At 68.2% G+C, this 20033-nt stretch carries 23 protein-coding genes; 10 read left to right on the top strand and 13 right to left on the bottom strand.

All coding sequences use genetic code 11. The features are described from left to right. Window positions 1-45 precede the first annotated feature (45 nt). Complete coding sequence (locus V0Z78_RS13650; RefSeq protein ID WP_336345226.1) at window positions 46-957, top strand: ABC transporter substrate-binding protein; 912 nt, start codon at window positions 46-48, stop codon at window positions 955-957. Here V0Z78_RS13650 and V0Z78_RS13655 read toward each other — a convergent pair. From V0Z78_RS13655 to V0Z78_RS13670, 4 genes are all read right to left on the bottom strand, one after another. Then, entirely contained in the window at window positions 946-1587 is a 642-nt protein-coding gene (locus V0Z78_RS13655; protein ID WP_336345227.1) for a TVP38/TMEM64 family protein, read from the bottom strand. The genes V0Z78_RS13650 and V0Z78_RS13655 overlap by 12 nt on opposite strands. Before the next feature lie 87 nt (window positions 1588-1674). Then, on the bottom strand, window positions 1675-3009 hold the full coding sequence (locus tag V0Z78_RS13660) for an MFS transporter (protein ID WP_336345228.1): 1335 nt from the start codon (window positions 3007-3009) through the stop codon (window positions 1675-1677). A gap of 177 nt (window positions 3010-3186) precedes the next feature. Then, window positions 3187-3600: an arsenate-mycothiol transferase ArsC gene (locus V0Z78_RS13665; RefSeq protein WP_336345229.1), complete on the bottom strand. Its 414-nt coding sequence runs from the start codon at window positions 3598-3600 to the stop codon at window positions 3187-3189. Between the two features lie 229 nt (window positions 3601-3829). Next, window positions 3830-6295 (bottom strand): PAS domain S-box protein, encoded by a 2466-nt coding sequence (locus V0Z78_RS13670; protein ID WP_336345230.1) that lies wholly within the window; start codon window positions 6293-6295, stop codon window positions 3830-3832. A 219-nt stretch (window positions 6296-6514) separates the two neighbouring features. Between V0Z78_RS13670 and V0Z78_RS13675 the strand changes: the two genes are divergently transcribed. Beyond that, complete coding sequence (locus V0Z78_RS13675; protein WP_336345231.1) at window positions 6515-6916, top strand: VOC family protein; 402 nt, start codon at window positions 6515-6517, stop codon at window positions 6914-6916. Here V0Z78_RS13675 and V0Z78_RS13680 read toward each other — a convergent pair. Next, on the bottom strand, window positions 6910-7410 hold the full coding sequence (locus tag V0Z78_RS13680; protein ID WP_336345232.1) for a uracil-DNA glycosylase: 501 nt from the start codon (window positions 7408-7410) through the stop codon (window positions 6910-6912). The two genes, V0Z78_RS13675 and V0Z78_RS13680, sit on opposite strands and share 7 nt — an antisense overlap. Before the next feature lie 120 nt (window positions 7411-7530). Here V0Z78_RS13680 and V0Z78_RS13685 point away from each other — a divergent pair, with 120 nt between their 5' ends. Beyond that, the gene (locus tag V0Z78_RS13685) at window positions 7531-8133 is read left to right on the top strand and encodes a hypothetical protein (protein WP_336345233.1); all 603 of its coding nucleotides are present in this window, start codon (window positions 7531-7533) and stop codon (window positions 8131-8133) included. Window positions 8134-8156: 23 nt separating this feature from the next. Beyond that, entirely contained in the window at window positions 8157-8927 is a 771-nt protein-coding gene (locus tag V0Z78_RS13690) for a GTP cyclohydrolase III (protein WP_336345879.1), read from the top strand. A gap of 23 nt (window positions 8928-8950) precedes the next feature. Here the strand turns inward: V0Z78_RS13690 and pdxT are convergent, their stop codons facing one another. Both pdxT and pdxS read right to left on the bottom strand, forming a co-directional pair. Beyond that, window positions 8951-9535, bottom strand: a complete 585-nt coding sequence (gene pdxT / locus V0Z78_RS13695) for a pyridoxal 5'-phosphate synthase glutaminase subunit PdxT (RefSeq protein ID WP_336345234.1) — start codon at window positions 9533-9535, stop codon at window positions 8951-8953. 25 nt (window positions 9536-9560) lie between these two features. Next, a complete protein-coding gene (gene pdxS / locus V0Z78_RS13700; protein ID WP_336345235.1) occupies window positions 9561-10469 on the bottom strand; it encodes a pyridoxal 5'-phosphate synthase lyase subunit PdxS in 909 nt (302 codons plus the stop codon). A 123-nt stretch (window positions 10470-10592) separates the two neighbouring features. On the opposite strand from pdxS, the gene V0Z78_RS13705 reads away from it, so the two are divergent. The 3 genes from V0Z78_RS13705 (at window position 10593) to V0Z78_RS13715 (ending at window position 13427) form a co-directional block, all read left to right on the top strand. Beyond that, window positions 10593-11921, top strand: a complete 1329-nt coding sequence (locus V0Z78_RS13705; RefSeq protein WP_336345236.1) for a PQQ-dependent sugar dehydrogenase — start codon at window positions 10593-10595, stop codon at window positions 11919-11921. Between the two features lie 67 nt (window positions 11922-11988). Beyond that, complete coding sequence (locus V0Z78_RS13710; protein WP_336345237.1) at window positions 11989-12372, top strand: 6-pyruvoyl trahydropterin synthase family protein; 384 nt, start codon at window positions 11989-11991, stop codon at window positions 12370-12372. After that, window positions 12372-13427, top strand: coding sequence for a glycosyltransferase family 4 protein (locus V0Z78_RS13715; RefSeq protein ID WP_336345238.1), 1056 nt, complete (start codon window positions 12372-12374; stop codon window positions 13425-13427). The genes V0Z78_RS13710 and V0Z78_RS13715 overlap by 1 nt, the downstream gene beginning before the upstream one ends. A gap of 1 nt (window position 13428) precedes the next feature. On the opposite strand, the gene queC is transcribed toward V0Z78_RS13715, so the two are convergent. The 4 genes from queC to V0Z78_RS13735 all read right to left on the bottom strand — a co-directional run bounded on the left by queC (window position 13429) and on the right by V0Z78_RS13735 (window position 16815). Then, complete coding sequence (gene queC / locus V0Z78_RS13720) at window positions 13429-14097, bottom strand: 7-cyano-7-deazaguanine synthase QueC (protein ID WP_336345239.1); 669 nt, start codon at window positions 14095-14097, stop codon at window positions 13429-13431. A 138-nt stretch (window positions 14098-14235) separates the two neighbouring features. Then, window positions 14236-15576, bottom strand: coding sequence for a TIGR00341 family protein (locus V0Z78_RS13725; RefSeq protein ID WP_336345240.1), 1341 nt, complete (start codon window positions 15574-15576; stop codon window positions 14236-14238). 2 nt (window positions 15577-15578) lie between these two features. Next, window positions 15579-15746 (bottom strand): hypothetical protein, encoded by a 168-nt coding sequence (locus V0Z78_RS13730; RefSeq protein ID WP_336345241.1) that lies wholly within the window; start codon window positions 15744-15746, stop codon window positions 15579-15581. Window positions 15747-16032: 286 nt separating this feature from the next. After that, window positions 16033-16815 (bottom strand): 7-carboxy-7-deazaguanine synthase QueE, encoded by a 783-nt coding sequence (locus V0Z78_RS13735; RefSeq protein ID WP_336345242.1) that lies wholly within the window; start codon window positions 16813-16815, stop codon window positions 16033-16035. Window positions 16816-16944: 129 nt separating this feature from the next. On the opposite strand from V0Z78_RS13735, the gene V0Z78_RS13740 reads away from it, so the two are divergent. The 3 genes from V0Z78_RS13740 to V0Z78_RS13750 all read left to right on the top strand — a co-directional run bounded on the left by V0Z78_RS13740 (window position 16945) and on the right by V0Z78_RS13750 (window position 19116). Next, window positions 16945-17448, top strand: coding sequence for a hypothetical protein (locus V0Z78_RS13740; protein ID WP_336345243.1), 504 nt, complete (start codon window positions 16945-16947; stop codon window positions 17446-17448). Window positions 17449-17527: 79 nt separating this feature from the next. Then, complete coding sequence (locus V0Z78_RS13745) at window positions 17528-17668, top strand: hypothetical protein (RefSeq protein WP_336345244.1); 141 nt, start codon at window positions 17528-17530, stop codon at window positions 17666-17668. Next, window positions 17668-19116 carry a sodium/proline symporter gene (locus V0Z78_RS13750; RefSeq protein WP_336345245.1) on the top strand — a complete coding sequence of 483 codons (1449 nt, stop codon included), beginning with the start codon at window positions 17668-17670 and terminating at the stop codon, window positions 19114-19116. The genes V0Z78_RS13745 and V0Z78_RS13750 overlap by 1 nt, the downstream gene beginning before the upstream one ends. A 4-nt stretch (window positions 19117-19120) precedes the next feature. Here V0Z78_RS13750 and V0Z78_RS13755 read toward each other — a convergent pair whose 3' ends face one another. Continuing rightward, complete coding sequence (locus tag V0Z78_RS13755; RefSeq protein ID WP_336345246.1) at window positions 19121-19549, bottom strand: universal stress protein; 429 nt, start codon at window positions 19547-19549, stop codon at window positions 19121-19123. 66 nt (window positions 19550-19615) lie between these two features. After that, window positions 19616-20020, bottom strand: coding sequence for a hypothetical protein (locus V0Z78_RS13760; protein ID WP_336345247.1), 405 nt, complete (start codon window positions 20018-20020; stop codon window positions 19616-19618). Window positions 20021-20033 lie beyond the last annotated feature (13 nt).

A 20033-nucleotide genomic window follows, 5' to 3' on the forward strand; every position in this document is an offset into this window, starting at 1 on the left:
GTCGATCCCGGTCAGCTATATGCTCCCGGGCACCCTACTCGGACCATGCGCGTCGTCACCCTGCTACCCTCGGCGACCGAGATCGTCCACGCGCTCGGCGTCGAACCCGTCGCGGTCTCGCACAGCTGCGACCACCCGCCGGAGGTCCGCGAGACGCCCGCGATCACCCACACCTCGGTCGACGTGGCGGCCGACAGCGCCAGCATCGACGAGGCGGTGCTCGAGGCCGAGCGCGCGGGCGGCGTCTACGGGATCGATGCCGAGGAACTCGAGCGCGCCGACCCCGACCTGATCGTTACGCAGGGAGTCTGCGACGTCTGTGCGGTCGACACCGTCCTCGTGCGGGAGGCCGTCGAGGAGCGAGGGCTGGACTGTGAGGTGCTCACGACCGATCCCCACAGCCTGGAGGACGTCCTCGCGGACGTCGAGCGGATCGGACGGACGATCCGCCGCGAGGAGCGCGCCACCGCCCTGGTCACCGATCTCCGCAGGCGAATCGAGCGCGTCCGCGAGCGCACGCCCGACGAGGGCGGGCCACGCACCCTCGACCTCGACTGGATGTCCCCGGTGATGGTCGGCGGCCACTGGGTGCCCGAGCTCGTCGAATCCGCCGGCGGCGAGTACGGGATCGTCGAACCGGGCCGGGCCTCGACGCCCGTCGAGTGGTCCTCGGTGATCGAGTTCGACCCCGAGGCGCTCGTGGTCGCGCCCTGTGGGTTCGACGTCGATCAGACCGTGGAGAACCTCGCGGAGCTCACGGGCCGGGAGGGCTGGGAGGACCTCACGGCCGTTCGCGAGGGGCGAGCCTGGGTGGTCGACGGCTCGGCGTACCTCAACCGCCCGAGCCATCGCCTGGTCGACTCGCTCGAGGTACTCGCCGGCTTACTCCACCCTGAGCGGTTCGACGCACCCCCCGAGACCGTGGCTCGGCCCCTCTCGACGCGATCAGTCGCGTAGCCGCGAATAGAGCGGCTTTCCCACCACGAGCAAACCGACTAGCGTGAGCGCGAGAACCGTGAGGGGGTCGAGCCCCTCGATCCCCTCGGCGCTGAACGCCTCGAGCTGTGCGCCGACGAACACCAGCCCGACGAGCCAGGGAAGGTCGCCGACCACGGTGCCGAGGACGAACCTGCTCGTTCGCACGCCGGCGACGCCCGCACCGTAGGAGACGAGGTCGGCGGGAACCGGAAGCAGCCGTGCGCCCGCGACCGCCCGAAGGTCGCCGGTCGTCTCGGCGAACCGTTCGCCCAGCTCGCTCACTCGGCCGAACGCACCGGCGTCGGCCTCGAGGTATCGCCCGATCGCGAACGGCGGGAGGCTCGTGAGCAGGAGGCCGACGAGGGCGATGAGGACGCCCGAGACGAGCCCGAAGTAGAAGCCGACGGCGACGGCAAACGGGCTGTGTGGCCAGCCGACGAACGGCCGAAGCAGGTAGAGCGCGAACAGGAGGGGAAGCAGCCACGGCGAGCCCTGAAGCGCCAACAGAACCTCGACGGCCCGCTCGGGCCCGAACGCGACGGCCGCGACCACGATCGCGCCGAACAGCGCGAACCCGAGCAGCGCCCGGAGGCGATCGCGCGTGGTCACGTCCGCGCTACGCCCGCCTCGCCGATGAACCTGCCGTCCGAACCACGCCGATCGGACGACCCGACTCTCGACGGACCGTCGATCGGCTCAGGCGTACGGCTCGAACTCCCTCCCGAACGCGAGGAAGTACGCCGTGCCGGCGACCCCGATCAGGCTCGAGAGCGCGAACGCCACGGTGGGACTGCCGCCGTAGGCGAGGTCGGTCCCCGGGATCGAGAGCCCGCCGTAGATCGCACCGCCGAGCGCCGCGCTCGGGATCACGACCGCGTTGCGCACGAGGTAGTACGCCCCCGAGACCCGCCCGCCGGTATCGCGTTCGGCGGGGCCGACGATCAGCGCCTTGTGGGCGGGGAGCCCGGCGAACCGAAGCCCCGAGAACGCGAACAGCAGTGCGACCACCCCTGCGTTCGCGGGTGCGGAGATAAGGAGTACCGGGAAGACCGCGTACACCGCGAAGCCGAGCGCGACGACCGGCTTCAACCCCACCGATTCGGCGAACTTCGCGGCCAGCGGCATCGAGACCAGCGCGATCACCATCTCGACCGCGAGCAGCACGCCGAAGAAGACGGCGGGAGAGAGGTCGAACGGGCCGATCGTGAGTCCGACCTCGAGGAACTGGGTGACGACGATCACGAAGAAGACGTAGACCATGCCGTTGGCGAAGCGCACCAGGGTGTCGCCGACCAGCAGGGGGCGGAGTTCGGGGGGTAAGTTCCGCAGGTCGTTCCGGATCGCGTCGAGACCCTCGAACTCCTTGCCGAAGGAGTCCTCCGATTCGTACAGGTAGTGCTGGACGGCCGTCGCGAGCAGGCCGAAGACGAGAGCGATCGCGAGGACGTACCGGAAGCCGACGGCGAAGTCGGCGAAGCGGTAGAGCACGCCGGCGGCGATCAGCGGGCCGACGAGGAAGGCGGTTCGACGGAAGACCTCGGTGCTCGCGAAGCCGCGGGCGAGCCGCGAGGGTGGGACCGCCTGCTTGACGATGGCGAACGTCGCACCGAGCCCGAACGACTTCCAGGCCTGCGCGAGGAACAGTCCGACGAAGATCCAGATCCACGGCTCGAGGACGACCCCGCCGATCTCGACGGTACCGAGGGCGGGCGCGACGAGCCAGAACGCGAACCCGAGACTCGAGAGCAGGCCGAAGGCGGTGAGCGAGACCCGCGAGCCGATTCGATCGGAGAGCACGCCGCCCGGATAGGGGTAGACGGCGCTGATGACGTTCCCGACGCTGCCGAACAGTCCGATCACGAACGCACTGGCGCCCAGTGCGGCCATGTACTCAGGAATGTATCGGCTGGTCATCTGGAAGCCGAGGCTGAACGCGAACATCGCGAGCGAGAGGACGAGCACGTCCCGTTCCAGGGAGAGGAACCGTCGGAACGTCGAGAGGGCGTCCAGCGACTCGGGCTCGGCGCTCATCCCCGGCCGTCGGCCGTACTCCCGCTGGTCTCGAAGCGACGTCGACGTTCACGCCGTCGTCCCCGCGTCGGCGCGTCCTTCGTGTTCGGATCCATGCTACCGGGTGGATTATCGGCGGCGATCACGTTACTGGTATCGGTACCAGAACCGTGGACCGCTCTCGCCGCTCCGCCGAGCCTACCCGCCGGTCTCGATCCGATCGAAGAGGTCGGAAACGCGGCGTTCGATCTCGTCGCGCTGGGCGCGTGTGGCGTCGATCGCGTCGCCGCTGGGGTGGGCGACCTCCCACGTCTCGGTCTCTCCCTCCCAGTCCGCCGGACGAACTCCCTCGATCGAACAGCCCATCGTCACGACGTGTGTCGCGCTCTCGACGTCCGACGGCGTGATCGCTCGGGGCTCCCGATCGCGGACGTCGATCCCCTTCTCGTCCATCACGTCGATCACCTCTCGATGGATACGGTCGGCGGGGTCGGTGCCGCCGGTGAGCAGTTCGACGTCGAGACCTCGGCGCTCGCGCTCGCGTTCGGCGAACGCGGTCGCCATCTGGCTCCTCCCTGCGTTTCCGGAACAGACGAACGCGACGGTCGTCATACGCTCCGGTAGGGGATCGGAGCGGATAAAGACCGAGTCGACGATCGACCTCGAGGACGGAAACGGACCGCATAGATGCGCGGACGGACGTGAGGTGGATGAGCTCCGCACGTGCCCCTGACAGCGCGTTCCGGTCACGACGCGCCATCGGGACGAACAGCCCCGTCGAAGGAAACGGTACTCCACAACCTGTTGCGTTCGTCGGAGACGACAGTGCAACCAGTTGCACTCACTCCAGCAGCGACGCGAACGACGCGCGTTCGGCCGCCCTGAGCGTCCGGTGAAACGTCGATCGGTTGACTCCCAACTGCTCGGCGAGTTCGGCGCCCGTCGTCTCGCGCGGATCCTCGAAGTAGCCGCTGAAGTACGCCACCTGTAGGATCTCCTGCTGGCGGTCGGTCAGTTCCGCCGTGGCCGCCCCCTGCCGTTCGGATCGGGCCATCGACGGGCGGTCGAGATCGTGGCGGCCGACGAGCTCGACGGTCCGGTAATCCGAGCGCAGCGACTCGACGAACCGGCGGACGGCCGACTCGGTGGGCATCTCGACGGTAACGGTCACCTCCTCGGCCGTGGCGGTCATCGATTCGATCCTCCCGCCGTGTTCGACGGCCTCGTCGAAGAGACACGGCTTCTCGTCTCGAACCGGCGGCCGGACGATCAGTTCGTAGAGCGCGTCCCCCTCGACGACTCGATGACTGGTCTCGATTCGGTCGATCCCCGCGACGAGTTCGTCCATTCGCTCCGGCGTGGTACCGTCCACGGCGACGAACCACCGGGACGCGCCGTCGGAACGGGGAACCAGGCCCCGGTGTTCGATCCGACAGCCCTCGTCGGCGAGTCGCTGGGGGGCGAACTCCGGATCGCGAACGCGGAGGCGTAGCTCGGTGACGCCGTCGCTCGCCAGCGCGTTTCGCGTCTCCATGGCGTCGATCGCGTACCCGATCGTCTCGCCGAGTTCGCGGAGCACGCCTCGTTCGCGCTCGCCGAACGCGTCGGCGCGATCGGCGTAGACACAGAGGACGCCGTAGCTTCGACCGCGGTGGGCCAACGGCACCGCCGCGATCGACTGGTAGTTTCGCGAGAGCGCCTCCGTCCGCCGGTCCTCGTCTCGGTCCTCCAACAGCGCGCGATCGACGGCGAGCTCCCCGGTGCGGGCCGTCCGCGCTGGCGCCGAGTCGTCGGCCTCGGTCGACGACTCGAGCTTCTCGAGATACGACTTCGGGATGCCCGACCACGCTTCGGGATCGATCCCTTCGTCGACCACCTCGCCGATCCAGGCGAACCGATAGGGCTCGGCCGCGGCGAGGCGCTCACAGACGGTCGACGTGATCCCGGCTCGACAGTCGGATCGGACGATCGCCTGGGTGACGCTCCGTATGATGTCGGTGACGTGGTTGAGTCGTTCGAGCTCCTCGTTGGCCCGCTGGAGGGTCTCCCCCTGTTCGCGGAGGGCGGCTTCCCGTTCGGTTCGATTGAGCGCGGCCTCCACGTCGTCACACAGGAGGCGGGCGAGCGAGACGGCCTCCTCGTCGAACGCCGCCGTTCGATCGGTCGGAACGACGAGCACCCCGTGGGTACCGATCGGGATCACGGCCGCCCTCACGCCGTCGTCGACCATCCGCGTCTCGCCGTCGACGAACGCCTCCCAGATCGGCGAGCCGTCCTCGATGCTCGATCGTACCTCGACGACCTCCCTCGCCGCCGGGCTCCGGGCGGCCGGTCGCAGTGCGTGGGTCTCCGAATCGAACGCGTACACCGCGGTCCGCGAGACCGGCAACAGCTCCGTGGCGGCGGCGACCGCGAGCTCGCACACCTCCTCGCCGGATTCGGCCCGCATCATCCGAGTCGTCGCCTCGTGTACCGTCGAGAGCGCCTGCTCGCGGCGTTTTCGGCCGGTGATGTCCTTCACGACGAAGACGGCGCCGTCGAACTCGCCGTCCTCGTACAGCGGGACGCCGTTGATCGACAGCCACCGACTCTCTCCGTCGATTCGGGCCGGATACTGGAGGTCGTAGACCGGCTCCTCGCGCTCTCGGATCACGTCGAACGGCCGTTGGCCCGCCGGCACCGGCTCGCCGTTCTCGTAGATCGTCCAGGGGACCTCCGACAGCGGCGTCCCGGCGATCTCGTCGGTTCCCATGACCTCGTTCATGCGCTCGTTGCCGAACGTGATCGTTCGCTCGGCGTCGATGACGAGGATCGTCACCGGACAGGTGTCGAGGATCCGCTTCGTGAGATCGCGCTCGTGGCGGAGCTGCTCCTCGATCCGCTTTCGTTCGGTGATGTCCACCGCGATGCCGACCACCTCGTCGATCTCGCCGTTCTCGTCCTCGACCGGGAACGACCGGTCGTGGATCCAACGCACCTCCCCGTCGGGCCGTTCGATCCGGTAGATCTCGTCGAACCCACCCCGTTCGATCTCGTTGTCCACGGCGTCGGCGACGCGTTCGCGGTCCTCGGGATGGACCGACTCGAGCAGCGTCTCCGGGTTCTCGTACAGTTCCTCGCGCGATCGTCCCCACACCTCCTCGAAGGCGGGGTTGACGTAGATCGTTCCGAACCGCTCGGGATCGCTGATCCAGAACACCTCCTTTGCGTGCTCGGTGAGCCGACGGAACTCCCGCTCGTGCTCCTGGAGATATCGACCGGCGCTCTCGTCGATCGGCGATCGTTTAACTCCCGTCGGATCGGCCATGACATTCGAAAGGAGAAGGACCGTCATAAACCTGTTCGCACCCTGAACGCTTTGGTCCTCGCGCTCCTCGAATCGCGCGATGAGAACGACCACTATCGGGCCGCACCGGACGACCGCACGGATCGCCTGGGTTCGCCCGAACGACGTCGGTGCCGTCGTTCGCGATCAGGCCCCGTACACGGCCGTCCGACCGCGCGCGGCGAGACCGGGGGTGGCGGTATGATCGAGGTCGCGGACCTGGACCACGTCGCCGTCCGTGTGAGCGACGTCGACCGCGCCCTGGAGTTCTACCACGAGCTGCTCGGTCTCCCGATTCGCGACCGCGCACTGTTCGAGGACGGCGAGCTACCGTTCGTCGCCGTCGTCGCCGGCGGCAGACACCTCCATCTCGTCCCGACCGACGAGCCCATCGACGTCGACGGCGAGCACGTCTGTCTGTTGCTTCGCTCGGACGACACCGACTCACGCGGGGCGATCGAGGGGTTCCTCGACGAACTACGCGAGGCCGGCGTCGACGTCGAGGAGGGCGAACCCCGCGAACGACTCGGCGCGTACGGCCGTGACTGGGCCGCCTACGTCCGTGATCCCGACGGTCGACGCGTCGAGCTGAAGTTTCACTGAGGTCGGCTCAGGATCGCCGCGAAGTCCTCCTCTAGCGTGTCCACTTTGCTCCGGTCGTAGAGGGCGGCCGCAGGGTGGAACGTCGGGATCGCTTCTCGATTCCGAACGGTCCTCGACTCGCCGCGCAGGTCGGTGATCGTCTCGTCGGTATCGAGCAGCTCACGCGCGGCGAACGACCCCATCGGCACGATCACGTCCGGGTCGACGCGATCGATCTCCGCGTCGAGCACCCCGCACCACGCCTCGATCTCGTCGCGGTACGGATCGCGGTTCTCCGGCGGTCGCACCTTCACGAGGTTCGTGATGTAGATCTCCCGCCGGCCGATCCCCACCTCCTCCAGAACGCGCTCGAGCCGTTCGACCTCGTCGGCTCCGGGCGCCTCCCCGACGGGCATCACGTCGGCATCGAGCGGGTCGACCGACGGGACGAACTGCGAGCGGTCGAACCGTTCCTCGGGGACGGCCGCGAGTTCGGTCTCGAACTCCGGGCACATGTCCCGTCCAACGGACGGCGGACGCAAAAACGGGCAGCCGGCGATGTCCGACCCGACGTCGCGATGCCGTCATCCGAATCGCTAAGTAAAGCGAAACGAACGTGCCGGTGTCGAACGGCAATGGAACGCGTTCCGTGCGACGAGGTCGTCCGCGCGTGGCTCGCCCGGGAGCGAGACGACCTCGAGGACTCGATCGAGGCGCTCTCCCCCGAGGCAGCCCTCGACGCGCTGCTCAGCGAGAACCCCGGCGCGGCGGCGTTCCTCTGGCGCGACGCCCCCGTGACCTGCTACCGGCTCTCCCTCTCTCGCGAGGAGTTCGACCGACTCCACGTCGTCCCCGGGCCCGAGGGGATGCTCTGGCGGGCGCTCTCGCCAGACGGCACCGTTCGGGGTGCCGCGGCGCGGATCGACCACGGCGATCCCGAGCGGCTGACCCGCGAGACCGGCGTCGACGTGCTCGCCATCGAGTCGCTCGCGACGTCGATATCCTCATCCTCGGTAGAGGAGCCGTTGGTCCTCTCGACGCGCCGGGGCGCGGTGCCGTGGCGCGTCGCCGACGGCAACCACCGCGCGACGGCGATGGCGCTGTCGGTGCGGCGCGGCGGCGAGTACGTCCCGTGGCCGGCGTATCTCTGCGTGGGGGCGAACCCGGTGCTCGAACCGCTCTCCCAGCGCGTTCGCGGCCTCTTCGGACGGCTTCGTCGGGATTCCAAAACGCAATAAAGCCATGGTCCCCACACTACCCTATAGTGACGACACAGATCTCGCTGGTCCAGATCGACAACTACGGGCCGTGGACGGTAACGCCCGAACCCCGCCGCGAGGTCGACCTCCAGACGCTCCAGTCGCGCCTATACGCCGACCTCTGCCAGGCGATCGGCCGGGAGGGTGGCTACGTCTTCTTCACCCGTTTCGACAACATGATCGCCGTCACCAACGGGCTCGACCTCGAGGACCACGCGCTGATTCAGGAGTCGATCGGCAACCGGTATCCCGTCTCGATCAGCATGGGCGTCGGCGTCGCGGAGACCCCCCGGAAGGCGCTGGCGGACGCCACCGAGGTGCTCCAGACCGCCGGTAGCGCCCAGGACGGCGAGCGTCGCGAGATCCTCGGCGGGGAGCCGCTCGAGGTCGACCGCACCGCGGAGGACGTCCGGATCGCCCACTTCGACGTGGTCGACGTCACCGGCACCTACACCGACCGGGTCGACGCCTTCGAGACGTTCATCACGATCGAGCAGGGCTACGCCGCGCTGATGCGCCACATGCACCGCGAGCACGACTCGCTCTCCTTCTTCGTCGGCGGCGACAACATCATCGCGGTCTGTCCCGAACTCGCGTCCGAGCGCTACGAGAGGGCGATCGAGCACGTCGCCCGGGAGGCAGGGGTCGATCTCCAGGTCGGCGTCGGACGCGGCACGACCGCCCACGGTGCCGGTATGGCCGCGAAACACGCGCTCGAGGCGTGTCGCCACAACGGCACCCGCGTCGAGCGAACGATCCCGGCCGACGACTGACCGGCGCGACGGCGCTCACGCCTTTACTGCTCGAAGAACGCCAGGTCGTGGATCCCCGACGACCCGGCGAGTTCCGGGTGGAACGCCGTGCCGACGACGGGGCCGTCCCGGACGGCGACGATCCGTCCGTCGTGTTCGGCGAGCACCTCGACGCCCTCGCCGACCTCGGTGACCTGTGGCGCGCGAATGAACGCTGCCGGGAACGGCTCGTCGCAGCCCTCGACGTCGAGCGACGTCTCGAAGCTGTCGCGCTGGCGGCCGAAGGCGTTGCGATCGACGGCCGCGTCGATCAGTCCCAGACACTCGACGCGCTCGTCGCCCGCGTCCCGTGCGGCGACGATCAGCCCAGCACACGTCGCGAGAAGCGGCTTTCCGGCCGCCACGTGCTCCTCGATCTCGGGGGCGATCCCCCCGCGGTGGACGAGCCGGGAGATGGTCGTGGACTCGCCTCCTGGCATCGCCAGCAGGTCACAGTCGGGGACCACCCCCGACTCCCGGACCTCCCGCACCTCGACCCGCTCGCCGTGGCGGGCGGCGGCGCGCTCGATCGCGTCGGCGTGCTCGCTGACGTTGCCCTGGACGGCGACGACGCCCGCGATCAGGCCCATCGTTCGGCTTCGATCACGGCTACGGTCACACGCCGCGTCCCTGGAGGCGCTCCTCCTCGGGGAGGTTCGCGTTGGCCTCGCCCTTCATCCCCCCGCCGATCCCCTCGGTGATGCCGGCGAGCGTCTCGGGGTCGTCCCAGGCGTTGACCGCCTCGACGATCGCCTCGCCCATCGCCTCGGGGTTCTCGGCGCCGAAGATGCCGCTACCGACGAAGATGCCGTCACAGCCGTGGTGCATCATCAGCGCGGCGTCAGCGGGCGTGGCGATCCCGCCGGCCGCGAAGTTCACGACCGGGAGGCGTCCGCTCTCGGCGGTCTCCTCGACGAGGGCCGCCGGCGCCTCGTGTTCGCGGGCCCACGCGGTCCGTTCCTCGCTGGACATCCCCTGGAGCTTTCGGATCGTCGCCTTGATGTTCCGCTGGTGGTGGACGGCCTGGTTCACGTCGCCGGTGCCCGCCTCGCCCTTCGTGCGGATCATGGCGGCGCCCTCGTCGATGCGTCGAAGCGCCTCGCCGAGGTTCCGCGCGCCACAGACGAACGGCGCGGTGAACTCGCGCTTCTCGATGTGGTAACTGTCGTCAGCGGGCGTGAGCACCTCGCTCTCGTCGATCATGTCGACGCCGATCGTCTCGAGGATCTCCGCCTCCTTCGTGTGACCGATCCTCGATTTGCCCATCACGGGGATGGAGACCTCCTCGATGATCTCCCGGACGTCGCCGGGGTCGGCCATCCGGGCGACGCCGCCGCGCTTTCGGATGTCCGCCGGGACGGCCTCGAGCGCCATCACCGCGACGGCGCCGGCGTCCTCGGCGATCCGGGCCTGCTTCCGGTCGACGACGTCCATGACGACGCCGCCCTTCTGCATCCGGGCGAACCCGCGCTTGACGAGGTCGGTCCCGTGACGGAGCTCCTCGAGATCGGTCGGTTGTGACATACCGGATCTTGGACTCCGTGGACTAATGTACGTCGATGCCGGAGGCGAGCGGTTCCTCTCCTTCGGCCTCGCCGATCGACGGCACGTGCAGGTATTTCCGTCCCGGATTCGTAGGGCCGCTCCATGGTTCCCCGCACCGGCCGCCGCCGGTTCCTGGCGGCGGTCGCCGCCGGTACGACGACCGGCCTCGCCGGCTGTTCGATGGACGGCTCCGACGACGCCGAGGCCGACTCGGCCGATTCCGACAGGGTGCAGCCGGCGACGCTCACCGGCCTGCCGGACGCGATCGCCCTCGAACTCGTGACGGACGAACTGGTGACGCCGACCGCCGTCGCATTCGTGCCCGACGCCGATCGGCGGTACGTCGCGGAACGGGAGGGGGTAGTCCACGTCCACGAGGACGACCGCCTCGACGAGCCGCTGCTCGATCTGACCGGCTCGATCGAGTCCGGCGGCGAGCAGGGACTGCTCGGCCTCGAACTCCACCCCGAGTTCGCCGAGAACCGACGGCTGTTCGTCCGCTACAGCTCGCCGTCCCGGCCGGGGACGCCCGACGGTTACAGCCACACGTTCGTCCTCGCGGAGTTCGAGGTGAGCGAGGACGGCAGGGAAATCGTGGCCGACGCCGAGCGCGCGGTCCTCGAGATCCCCAAGCCCAACGAGATCCACAACGCCGGCGACATCGCGTTCGGGCCGGACGGCTACCTCTACGTCCCGGTCGGCGACAGCGCCGCGTCCCCCGACCTCGAATGGCAGGGGCCCGGCACCGGCGGTTACGGCCAGGACGTCGTCGAGAACCTCCTGGGAAGCGTCCTCCGCATCGACGTCGACGACCGGGCGGACGGCGAGGGGTACTCGGTGCCGGACGACAACCCCCTGGTCGGTGAGGACGGTCTCGACGAGTACTACGCGTGGGGCTTTCGGAACCCCTGGCGGATGTCGTTCGACGGCGACGACCTCTTCGTCGCCGACGTCGGGAAGGACGAGTGGGAGGAGGTGAACCTCGTCGAGCGCGGCGGCAACTACGGCTGGAACGTCAAGGAGGGAACCGGCTGTTTCAACGCCGAGAACTGTCCGAACGAGACGCCCGAGGACGTCCGCGGCGGCGAGCCGTTGCTCGATCCGATCGTCGAGTACCCACACCCCGGCGGCGAGGAGGAGCCGGCGGTCGGCGGCGTCTCGGTGATCGGGGGGCACGTCTACCGCGGCTCGGCGCTCTCGGAACTGGAGGACACATACGTCTTCGGCGATCTCCACGCGGACGGCCGGCTGTTCGCCGCCCGACCCGCCGAGGACGGCGGGCTGTGGTCGATCGGCACCGTCGAGATCGCTGCGGGCGCGGAGGGCCTCGAACGGCTCTTCGCGTTCGGCCGCGACCCCGTCGGGGAGCTCTACGTGCTCGGGAGCGGCGCCGACGCGAGCGGTCTCTTTCGGATCGTTCCGGCCTCGTGAGGTCCGACCCGGTCGTGGTAGCTCGACCGGGCCGAACTATTTGGGCTCGCGGCCGTATCCTCCCTCCATGTACCGCGTCTCCGTCTCGACCGACTTCGTCGCACAGCACTTCCTCACCGTCCCCGACCCCGGCCCCGAGGGCGAGCCCCACTCGCACCGCTACGAACTGGAGGTTCGCTGTCGGGGTCCCGAACTGAACGAGTACGGCTACCTGCTCGACATCGACGAGCTAATCGCGGCGGTCGACGCCGTCGAGGAGCGCTACCGGGACGAGCTACTCAACGACCGCGAGGCCTTCGACGGGTTGAACCCCAGCGTCGAGCACTTCGCGCGGATCGTCGCCGACCGCCTTGCCGGGAGCCTCGACGCCCCGGAGGTCGAGACGCTGACGGTCAGGCTCCACGAGGACGAGATCGCCTGGGCGAGCTACGAGCGGGCGTTGACGGCCTGATGTACGTCGGCCTCGTCGTCTATGGCGACCTCGAACCGCGGTCGGGGGGCTACCGCTACGATCGCGAACTCGTCGAGGGGCTCCGCGCCTGCGGCGACCGCGTCGACGTGATCTCGCTGCCGGAGACGGGCTACCTCCGCAGTCTGGGTCACGGCCTCTCGTCGCGACTCTCCCGAGCGTTCGACCGGCCGTTCGACGTCCTCCTGCAGGACGAGCTCTGTCATCCCTCGCTGTTCCGGGCGAACCGCACGGATCGTGGCTACCCGATCGTCTCGATCGTCCACCACCTCCGATCGAGCGAGGACCGCTCCCGGGTCGATCGATGGCTCGCCACGGGCCTCGAACGCCGATACCTTCGGAGTGTCGACGCCGTGGTCTGTCCCAGCCGGGCGACCCAGCTGTCGGTCTCGCGGCTCGCGTCGGTTCCCGGAATCGTCGCCTGGCCCGGGCGGGGACGCTTCGCCCCGCGGATCTCGGCGACGGCGATCCGCGAACACGCCCACGAGGGGCCTCTCGAACTGCTGTTCGTCGGCAACCTCGTCCCGCGCAAGGGGCTCGACGACCTGGTTCGCGGGCTCGCGCGGGTCGACGGCGACTGGCGGCTGACCGTCGTCGGGAGCGAGGGCAACGCGGGTCACGTCGCTCGGGTCCGGACGCTGATCGACGACCTCGATCTCGCCGATCGGGTCCGGTTCACGGGCTGGCTCGACGACGACGCGCTCGCCGAACGGTTCGAACGCGCCCACCTGCTCGCGGTCCCCTCGAGCCACGAGGGGTTCGGCATCGCTTATCTCGAGGGGATGGGGTTCGGTCTGCCGCCGATCGCGAGCGCCGACGGCGGCGCCGCCGATCTCGTGGACGACGGTCGGACCGGGTTCCTCGTCGCGCCGAACGACCCGGCGGCGATCGGCCGCGCCGTCGGTTCCGTGATCGACGACCGCGCTTTCCTCGCCGACCTGGGGATCGCCGCGCGCGAACGCTACGAGCGCCACCCGACTCGCGAGGAGACCGCGGGTCGGATCCGCGCGTTTCTGGAGACCCGGATCGGCGGGTAGCTCAGTCCGTCGCGTACGCGATTGGGTCCTCGCTGCCGGCGCGCTCGAACGCCTCTCGCCTGTAGGAACAGGAGTCACAGGTCCCGCAGGCCGGCTCCTCCGCGCGATAACAGCTCCACGTGTGCTCGTAGGGGACGCCGAGATCGAGGCCGCGTTCGGCGATCTCGGTCTTCGAACGTTCGACGTACGGCGCCTCGATCGAGATCGCCGTACCTGGCTTCGTCCCCGTATCGACGACGCCCTGGAACGCCTCGAAGAAGGCGGGCCGGCAGTCGGGGTAGCCCGCGAAGTCCTCGCTGTGGGCGCCGATGAAGACGGCCTCCGCGCCGCGGGCCTCGGCGTAGGAGACCGCCATCGACAGCAGGTTCGCGTTCCGGAAGGGGACGTACGTGTCGGGGATCTCATCATCGTCGCTCGCGTCGCCCACCGCCATCGACTCGTCGGTGAGGCTCGAGCCGCCGATGGCACTGAGATGATCGGTCTCGATGTGGAGGAAGTCGCTCGCGTCGAGTTCCTCGGCGATCCGGTACGCGCAGTCGTACTCCTTCCCCTCGGTTCGCTGGCCGTAGGAGGTGTGGAGCGCGCTGATCTCGTAGCCCTCGTTTCGAGCCTCGTAGGCGGCGGTCGCGCTGTCCATGCCCCCCGAGAGGAGGACGACGGCTTCCGTCATGGGCGAGCGGATGCGCCGAGCGTGAATAGACCCCTCGGAACTCACGGGGATCAGTGAGGGGGCGTCTCTCCTCGTAGTCGGACGATCGAAACCGGACTGGAACGATCGAGCATCCCGAAAACTACCACGAGCCGGCCGTCACTGCGACTCCCTCAGGACGTAGCGGACGTATATCTCGGCTTGACTCGAGTCGAGAATCGGTCCGATACCCGGAACGTGGAACGAGGACCGAATCCGCGTGTCGGTCCGCTGCTGGATGCTATCGGCGAGGGACAGTGGTTCCTGTCCAGGCGGAACGCTGACGGTGACTATGACGCGTTGGGGCTGCTGGAACGGGACCGGATCTTCATACTGCACTTCGGTGTCGATCAGTTCGACGTCCGCGCCCGTCTCGGCGTCGACGGCGGCCGAGACGTCGCTTCGGAGCTCCTGCTCGAACTGCGAGGTTCGATAGGCGTCGTAGGAGACCAGCCCGAGAAACCCCGAGAGGACGAGCGTGAGTGCGATGAACACGAGGATCCGCCGTCGCGTTTCCCTCGACGCCCGGTTCTCTTTCGACCAGGTCGTCGGACGATATCCCTTGTACCAGAACACGCCGAGGCCGGCGATGTTGATCGCACAGACGTTGACGAGTACGGACACGCTCGCGCTCAACGCCACGACCGGCATGCCGTATGCGATACCGATGCCGACGACGCCGAGCGGCGGGACGAGCGCTGCGGCGACCATCACGCCTACGAGAACCTCCGACGAACCGGCCGTCAGACTCCACGCGCCGGCGACACCCGCACCGATCGCGATCACGAGCGTGAGGAGGTCAGGTGAGACACGGCTGTTGATCTCCGAGATCGCGAGAACGTCGGTGCCCGGCGGCACGAGGTTCGTCGCTTGAACGAACAGCGTGAACAGCGTCGCGGCGGCGACGGCGGCGACGAGCCCGATCGCCTGCTGTTTGACCCCTTCGCGAAAGAGGTTCTCGTTGTCGAGCACCGTTCCGACGCCCGTACCGATCGCCGGGCCCAACAGCGGGGCGATCACCATCGATCCGACCACGACGGCCGCGGAATCGAGCAGTAGTCCGGTGGTGGCGACGATCGAACTGATGGTCGTCAGGAGGAGGAACGTTCGATGCGCGGGCGACATGTCCTCGGCCCGTTCGAAGAGTTCCTCGCGGGCGATGCGGGTCGTATCCCTCGGATCGCCGCCCTTCTCGTAACGGGATTCGAGTTCCTCGAACTGCCGGGAGACGACGGTTTCGGCCGCCGTGACGATGACGTACGAGTCCTCCTCCGTCTGGACCTCCCTGAGCTGTGACAGAATCGGTTCGACGGCGGGGGTCGGAAGCGGAAAGGAGATCACCGAGTTCAGATCGCGATCGCTCGCCTCCTCCGTAAGGACGAAATCGATGTTCTCCTCGTCGAGAATGTCGACGATGGCTCCTCGTTTCTCCTCCGAAACGAGGACCTGTACGAGTCGCATCGTCACTCGTCCGTGATACCGCCGGAGTCGGCGTTCGAACCGTCCGTTTCGGGACCCGGTCCCGAGACCATCCGGCCGCCTACCTGCCCCATCCAGTCGGCGACGTTCTCGAACAGTCGGTGCGGTCGCCGTTGCCGCGTCAGCGTCGGTCCTCGGTCTGATCGTTCCATCGTTACTCCGTATTCACACCTGCGTACAGGTTATAGATGTGTATTGCTTATGCAGGGATGATCCATATCCTATCAAAAGATGATTGATTCGGCGAGGCGGTCTTCGATCGAAGACGGCTCCGTTTCGGATGGAGTGACCGTAATCCAGTATGCGGGTTTCCCGTCCCTATCTTCAGAGATGAGATCCCCGTGTTTACCGAGGACGGGCGGATAGAGCGAGTCAGCCGTGGAGCCGTGACTAACGAGCGAGGGTCGTACTTCGTCGGACCGTGCTTCTACTGCTCTCTCAGGTTCCCGGCGCGTCGTTCCACAGGTCGACGTGCAGTCGCGGGGTGTAGCGAAAGCCGTACTCCATCGCGAGATCCGCGACCGTCCCCTGAGTCTCGTCGAGCCGGTCGCGCGTCGCGCCCTCGGGCATCAACAGGACGTCCTCGTCGGCCACCGGAACCCGTTCGCGAAGCCGGCCGAGCAGCTCCGTGATCTCCTCGACGTCCCCTCGATCGGTGACGACGAACTTCAGCTGGTGGTCGTAGCGTTCGATCAGCGTCGAGAGCGCCTCGAGGTCGAGTCGGCGCTCCTCGTGGCGTTCCGCCCACTCGCCCTCCCCCTTCGGGTCGCGTTCGGGCGTGGGAGTGCTGCTCTCGAGTTTGGGACTGACGCTCGCGAGGTCGATCGGGGTATCGGGGTCGGGGACGATCGTCCCGTTGGTCTCCACGGTGGTGTGATAGCCCGCCTCGGCGAGCCGTCCCAACAGTCCCTCGCTCGCGTCGTGGAGCAGCGGCTCGCCGCCCGTGAGGACGACGTGATTCGCGCCGTGCTCGTCGACCCGCTCGTGGACCGTGTCGAGGTCCATCCAGTCGCCCGAGGGCTCCCAGGAGGTGTGATAGGAGTCGCAGAACCAACACCGGAGGTTACAGCCGCTGGTGCGGACGAACGTGCTCGGCATGCCGGCGAGCCGTCCCTCCCCCTGGAGCGAGTGAAAGAGCTCGTTGATCGGCAACGCCGGGGCCTCCGTCCGTGGTTCGGAACGGTCGGATCCGGCGGGGGTCTCCGAGCGAGGGTTCGTCATGGGCGAGCCGAGGCGCCGCAGGCGGGTCAACGTTGCGCACCCGCGGCGACCCGCGATCCGACCCCGACGAGCCCGGCTTCCGCGACTCCCGACCGCGGTTTTATGTCCCCCTCGGTCGTGGCATGAGGTATGGCACTGATAGAGATAACGGTCGACAACCCTTCACTCATCAACACCGGCGAGGGCGGGGCGACGAGCGAGGACGAGGAGTCGGGTCTCGGGCTCTCGAGCGGGCGGAGCGAGAACGAGAGCGACGCCGACACCGACCTGATCGGAACGGTCGGAACCCTCGTAACCGCGCTCTCCGCGCTCGCCGGCGTGCTCCGCCAGCTCCGCTCGGAGGAGACGGAGGGCACCGAGGGCGGCCTCGACCTCGTCGACGAGACCGCCGAGGAGGACGAGCCGCTCATCGGCAGCGCTGACGAGATCGGCGACACCGAGGACGAGGCGCTCGAGACCGGCCTCGAGGGCGAAAGTGACGACGAGGACGAGGACGTCGCTGCCGACGAGGAGTCGTCGGGCTCCGGCCTCGGAACGAAGGTCGCCGTCCTGCTCGTCGTCGTGCTGGTCGTGGCCGTCCTGCTCTCCCGGGGCGACGACGAGGACGTCGAGTTCGAGGAGTTCGACGCGTAGAACGACGAGCGAACTCCGCAGGGGATCGTCGATACCGCGACGTCCGGATTTTTGTACGGGCGTTTCGAACCGTCGTCTGATGACCGCTACCACGGGATTGCCTCCGGAGACGATCGTCGTGCTTCTGCTGTTGGGGCTCGCGCCGGTCGTGACGTATCTGCTCTACCGAATCGATCGACGACGGGCCGACGGCTACGTCTCGGTGCTGGGGAGGCGCTGATGGTCTCCGCGCTCGCACTCACCTTCGGCGCGTACCTGCTGATCCTGATCGCCATCGGGCTGTACTTCTTCCTCACGACCGAGACCGAGCGGCTCTCGGACTACCTGCTCGCCGGACGGGACGTCGGTACGTGGCCGATCGCGGTCTCGGAGGTCTCCTCCGTGGCCAGCGGCTGGACGTTCTTCGCGTGGGTCGGCGTCGGCTTCACGATCGGTCTCGGCGGGCTCTGGTTCTCGTTGACGATGGTGCTGCTGGTGATCCTGATGTACCGCTACGTCGCCTCGCCCTTCCGGCGCCGCTCGGAGGAACTCGACAGTCTCACCGTCGTCGACCACCTCTCGAGGGCGTTCGCCGACGAGCGGCTCGGCCCCGCGATCCGTCTCGTCTCGACCGTCGCGATCGTCCTCTTCATGACCTCCTACATCGGCGCGCAGATCATCGCGGCCGGCCAGGCGATGGACACCGGACTGGGAATCGACTACGCGAACGCCATCGTCCTCGGGGGTCTCGCGGTCGGATTGTACACGGTTCTCGGCGGGTTCAACGCCTCGGTGTGGACCGACTTCTTCCAGGGGATCCTCATCTTCGTCGCCGTCGTCTCCCTGCCCGTACTCGCGATCCTCGAGGTCGGCGGCTGGTCTCAGTTCCTCGTGGAGGCCAACGCCGCGAGCCCCGATCTCCTCTCGCTCTCGGCCGGCGAGGCCGGGCGGGGGCTCGCGCTGTTCGCGCTCGCGTACGTCACGTTCGCGTTCGGGACGATCGGCCAGCCCCACTCGCTGATGCGCTTTCAGGCGATCCGCTCCGAACGCCTCGTCAGTGCCGCCTCGGTGATCGCCGTCACCTTCCAGACGCTGCGGCTGGTCGTCCCGCTGTTCATCGGCATCGCCGGACGGGTGCTCTACGAGGACGTCGGCAACCCCGAGAACGTCGCGATGGTGATGCTCGTCGACCTCTTTCCCGCTGCCGTCGCGGGGATCCTGCTCGCGGCGATCGTCAGCGCGATCCTCTCGACGTCTGACTCGATGCTGATCGTCACCTCCTCGGACGTCACCCGCTTCTACGAGGCGTACGTCGATCCCGACGCGAGCGAGGCCCGCCTGATCGTCCTCGGGCGCGTCGTCGTCGCGAGCGTAGCGCTGTTGGGCATCGCGCTCGCGTGGCTCCAGCCTGGAACGATCTTCGAGATCATCGAGTTCGCGTACGTCGGCATGGGCGTCACCTTCGGGCTGCCGCTGTTGTTCCTGCTGTTCTGGGAACGCACCACCGCCGAGGCGGTGTTCGCTGGCGTGACGGTCGGGCTGGCGGGGTCGATCGTCAACCTCTACGTCCCGCCGTTCTCGAACTACTTCCCGATCCTCGTCTGGCCCGTCACCGTCGGCGCGATCCTGCTCGTCGGCTACGCGACGTTCGACGAACGCCGGACGACGACCGCGGCGACGGCGGACTGATCGCTCACCGCACCACCGTCACCGGTATCGGCGAGCGCCGGACGACGTTCTCCGCGACGCTCCCGAGCAGCACCCGGCTGATGCCCGATCGGCCGTGGCTCCCCATCACGATGTGTTCGACGTCGTGCTCGGTGGCGTAGTCGAGGATCGCGCGTGCGTCCTTGCCGGTCACCACCTCCGTCTCGACCGTGAGGCCGCGTTCCTCGGCCCGCTCCCGTGCCTTCTCGACGATCTTCTTCGCCTGTTCGCGGCGCTGCTCGCGTAGCTGGTCGAGGTCGACCCAGCCCTCGATCCCGCCGTACGTGTTGAACTCGCGGGGGTCGATCACGTGGAGTATCGTTACCCTCTCCTCGGCGAACTCCTCGAGCGCGTACTCCAGGGCGGCTCGCGCCTGCTCCGATCCATCGACGGGCACCAACACTCGTTTGACCATGGTGATAGGTTGGCGTTCTGAATGATTATCCCTTGTGGTGGGTTCGTCGAACCGGCCGCTGGACGGCTACTCGTCCCGGTCGGCCCGCTTGCGCCATCGGCGGCGCTGGCGGCGCTCGCTGACGTGGCCGAGCCCGTCCGCGAGCTCGTCGCGCAGCTCGGTCTCGAACCCGTCGATCCCGTCGAGCAGCCCCGTTCGGAACTCCTCGACCAGCTCGTAGGACCAGTCGTCGCCGTACGCACCCGCGGGCAGGTGATCGTCACGGAGCTCGTTCGCCAGCTCCTCGTGGCCCGCCGAGCGGAGCTCCTCCTCCGCCTCGTAGAACCGGTCCATCGCGCGACCGAGCTCGTGGTGGAACGCCAGCAGGTCGCCGTAGGCCCGGTGAACGTACTCGATCCCGAGCTGGCAGTCGTGTAGCGCCCTCCGCTCGGGCTCGCTCAGATCGGGCTCGCTCTCGCTCGGGTCTGCCATGTCCGATCCACTC

The sequence above is a fragment of the Halalkalicoccus sp. CG83 genome (genome assembly GCF_037081715.1).
GTDB classification, from domain to species: domain Archaea; phylum Halobacteriota; class Halobacteria; order Halobacteriales; family Halalkalicoccaceae; genus Halalkalicoccus; species Halalkalicoccus ordinarius.

Excerpts from the sequence above, each read along its gene's own strand:
- V0Z78_RS13650 (WP_336345226.1), top strand. The coding sequence starts at position 46 with ATGCGCGTCGTCACCCTGCTACCCTCGGCGACCGAGATCGTCCACGCG.
- V0Z78_RS13660 (WP_336345228.1), bottom strand. The coding sequence starts at position 3,009 with ATGAGCGCCGAGCCCGAGTCGCTGGACGCCCTCTCGACGTTCCGACGG.
- V0Z78_RS13665 (WP_336345229.1), bottom strand. The coding sequence starts at position 3,600 with ATGACGACCGTCGCGTTCGTCTGTTCCGGAAACGCAGGGAGGAGCCAG.
- V0Z78_RS13670 (WP_336345230.1), bottom strand. The coding sequence starts at position 6,295 with ATGGCCGATCCGACGGGAGTTAAACGATCGCCGATCGACGAGAGCGCC.
- V0Z78_RS13675 (WP_336345231.1), top strand. The coding sequence starts at position 6,515 with ATGATCGAGGTCGCGGACCTGGACCACGTCGCCGTCCGTGTGAGCGAC.
- V0Z78_RS13680 (WP_336345232.1), bottom strand. The coding sequence starts at position 7,410 with ATGTGCCCGGAGTTCGAGACCGAACTCGCGGCCGTCCCCGAGGAACGG.
- V0Z78_RS13685 (WP_336345233.1), top strand. The coding sequence starts at position 7,531 with ATGGAACGCGTTCCGTGCGACGAGGTCGTCCGCGCGTGGCTCGCCCGG.
- pdxT (WP_336345234.1), bottom strand. The coding sequence starts at position 9,535 with ATGGGCCTGATCGCGGGCGTCGTCGCCGTCCAGGGCAACGTCAGCGAG.
- pdxS (WP_336345235.1), bottom strand. The coding sequence starts at position 10,469 with ATGTCACAACCGACCGATCTCGAGGAGCTCCGTCACGGGACCGACCTC.
- V0Z78_RS13705 (WP_336345236.1), top strand. The coding sequence starts at position 10,593 with ATGGTTCCCCGCACCGGCCGCCGCCGGTTCCTGGCGGCGGTCGCCGCC.
- V0Z78_RS13710 (WP_336345237.1), top strand. The coding sequence starts at position 11,989 with ATGTACCGCGTCTCCGTCTCGACCGACTTCGTCGCACAGCACTTCCTC.
- V0Z78_RS13715 (WP_336345238.1), top strand. The coding sequence starts at position 12,372 with ATGTACGTCGGCCTCGTCGTCTATGGCGACCTCGAACCGCGGTCGGGG.
- queC (WP_336345239.1), bottom strand. The coding sequence starts at position 14,097 with ATGACGGAAGCCGTCGTCCTCCTCTCGGGGGGCATGGACAGCGCGACC.
- V0Z78_RS13725 (WP_336345240.1), bottom strand. The coding sequence starts at position 15,576 with ATGCGACTCGTACAGGTCCTCGTTTCGGAGGAGAAACGAGGAGCCATC.
- V0Z78_RS13730 (WP_336345241.1), bottom strand. The coding sequence starts at position 15,746 with ATGGAACGATCAGACCGAGGACCGACGCTGACGCGGCAACGGCGACCG.
- V0Z78_RS13735 (WP_336345242.1), bottom strand. The coding sequence starts at position 16,815 with ATGACGAACCCTCGCTCGGAGACCCCCGCCGGATCCGACCGTTCCGAA.
- V0Z78_RS13740 (WP_336345243.1), top strand. The coding sequence starts at position 16,945 with ATGGCACTGATAGAGATAACGGTCGACAACCCTTCACTCATCAACACC.
- V0Z78_RS13745 (WP_336345244.1), top strand. The coding sequence starts at position 17,528 with ATGACCGCTACCACGGGATTGCCTCCGGAGACGATCGTCGTGCTTCTG.
- V0Z78_RS13750 (WP_336345245.1), top strand. The coding sequence starts at position 17,668 with ATGGTCTCCGCGCTCGCACTCACCTTCGGCGCGTACCTGCTGATCCTG.
- V0Z78_RS13755 (WP_336345246.1), bottom strand. The coding sequence starts at position 19,549 with ATGGTCAAACGAGTGTTGGTGCCCGTCGATGGATCGGAGCAGGCGCGA.
- V0Z78_RS13760 (WP_336345247.1), bottom strand. The coding sequence starts at position 20,020 with ATGGCAGACCCGAGCGAGAGCGAGCCCGATCTGAGCGAGCCCGAGCGG.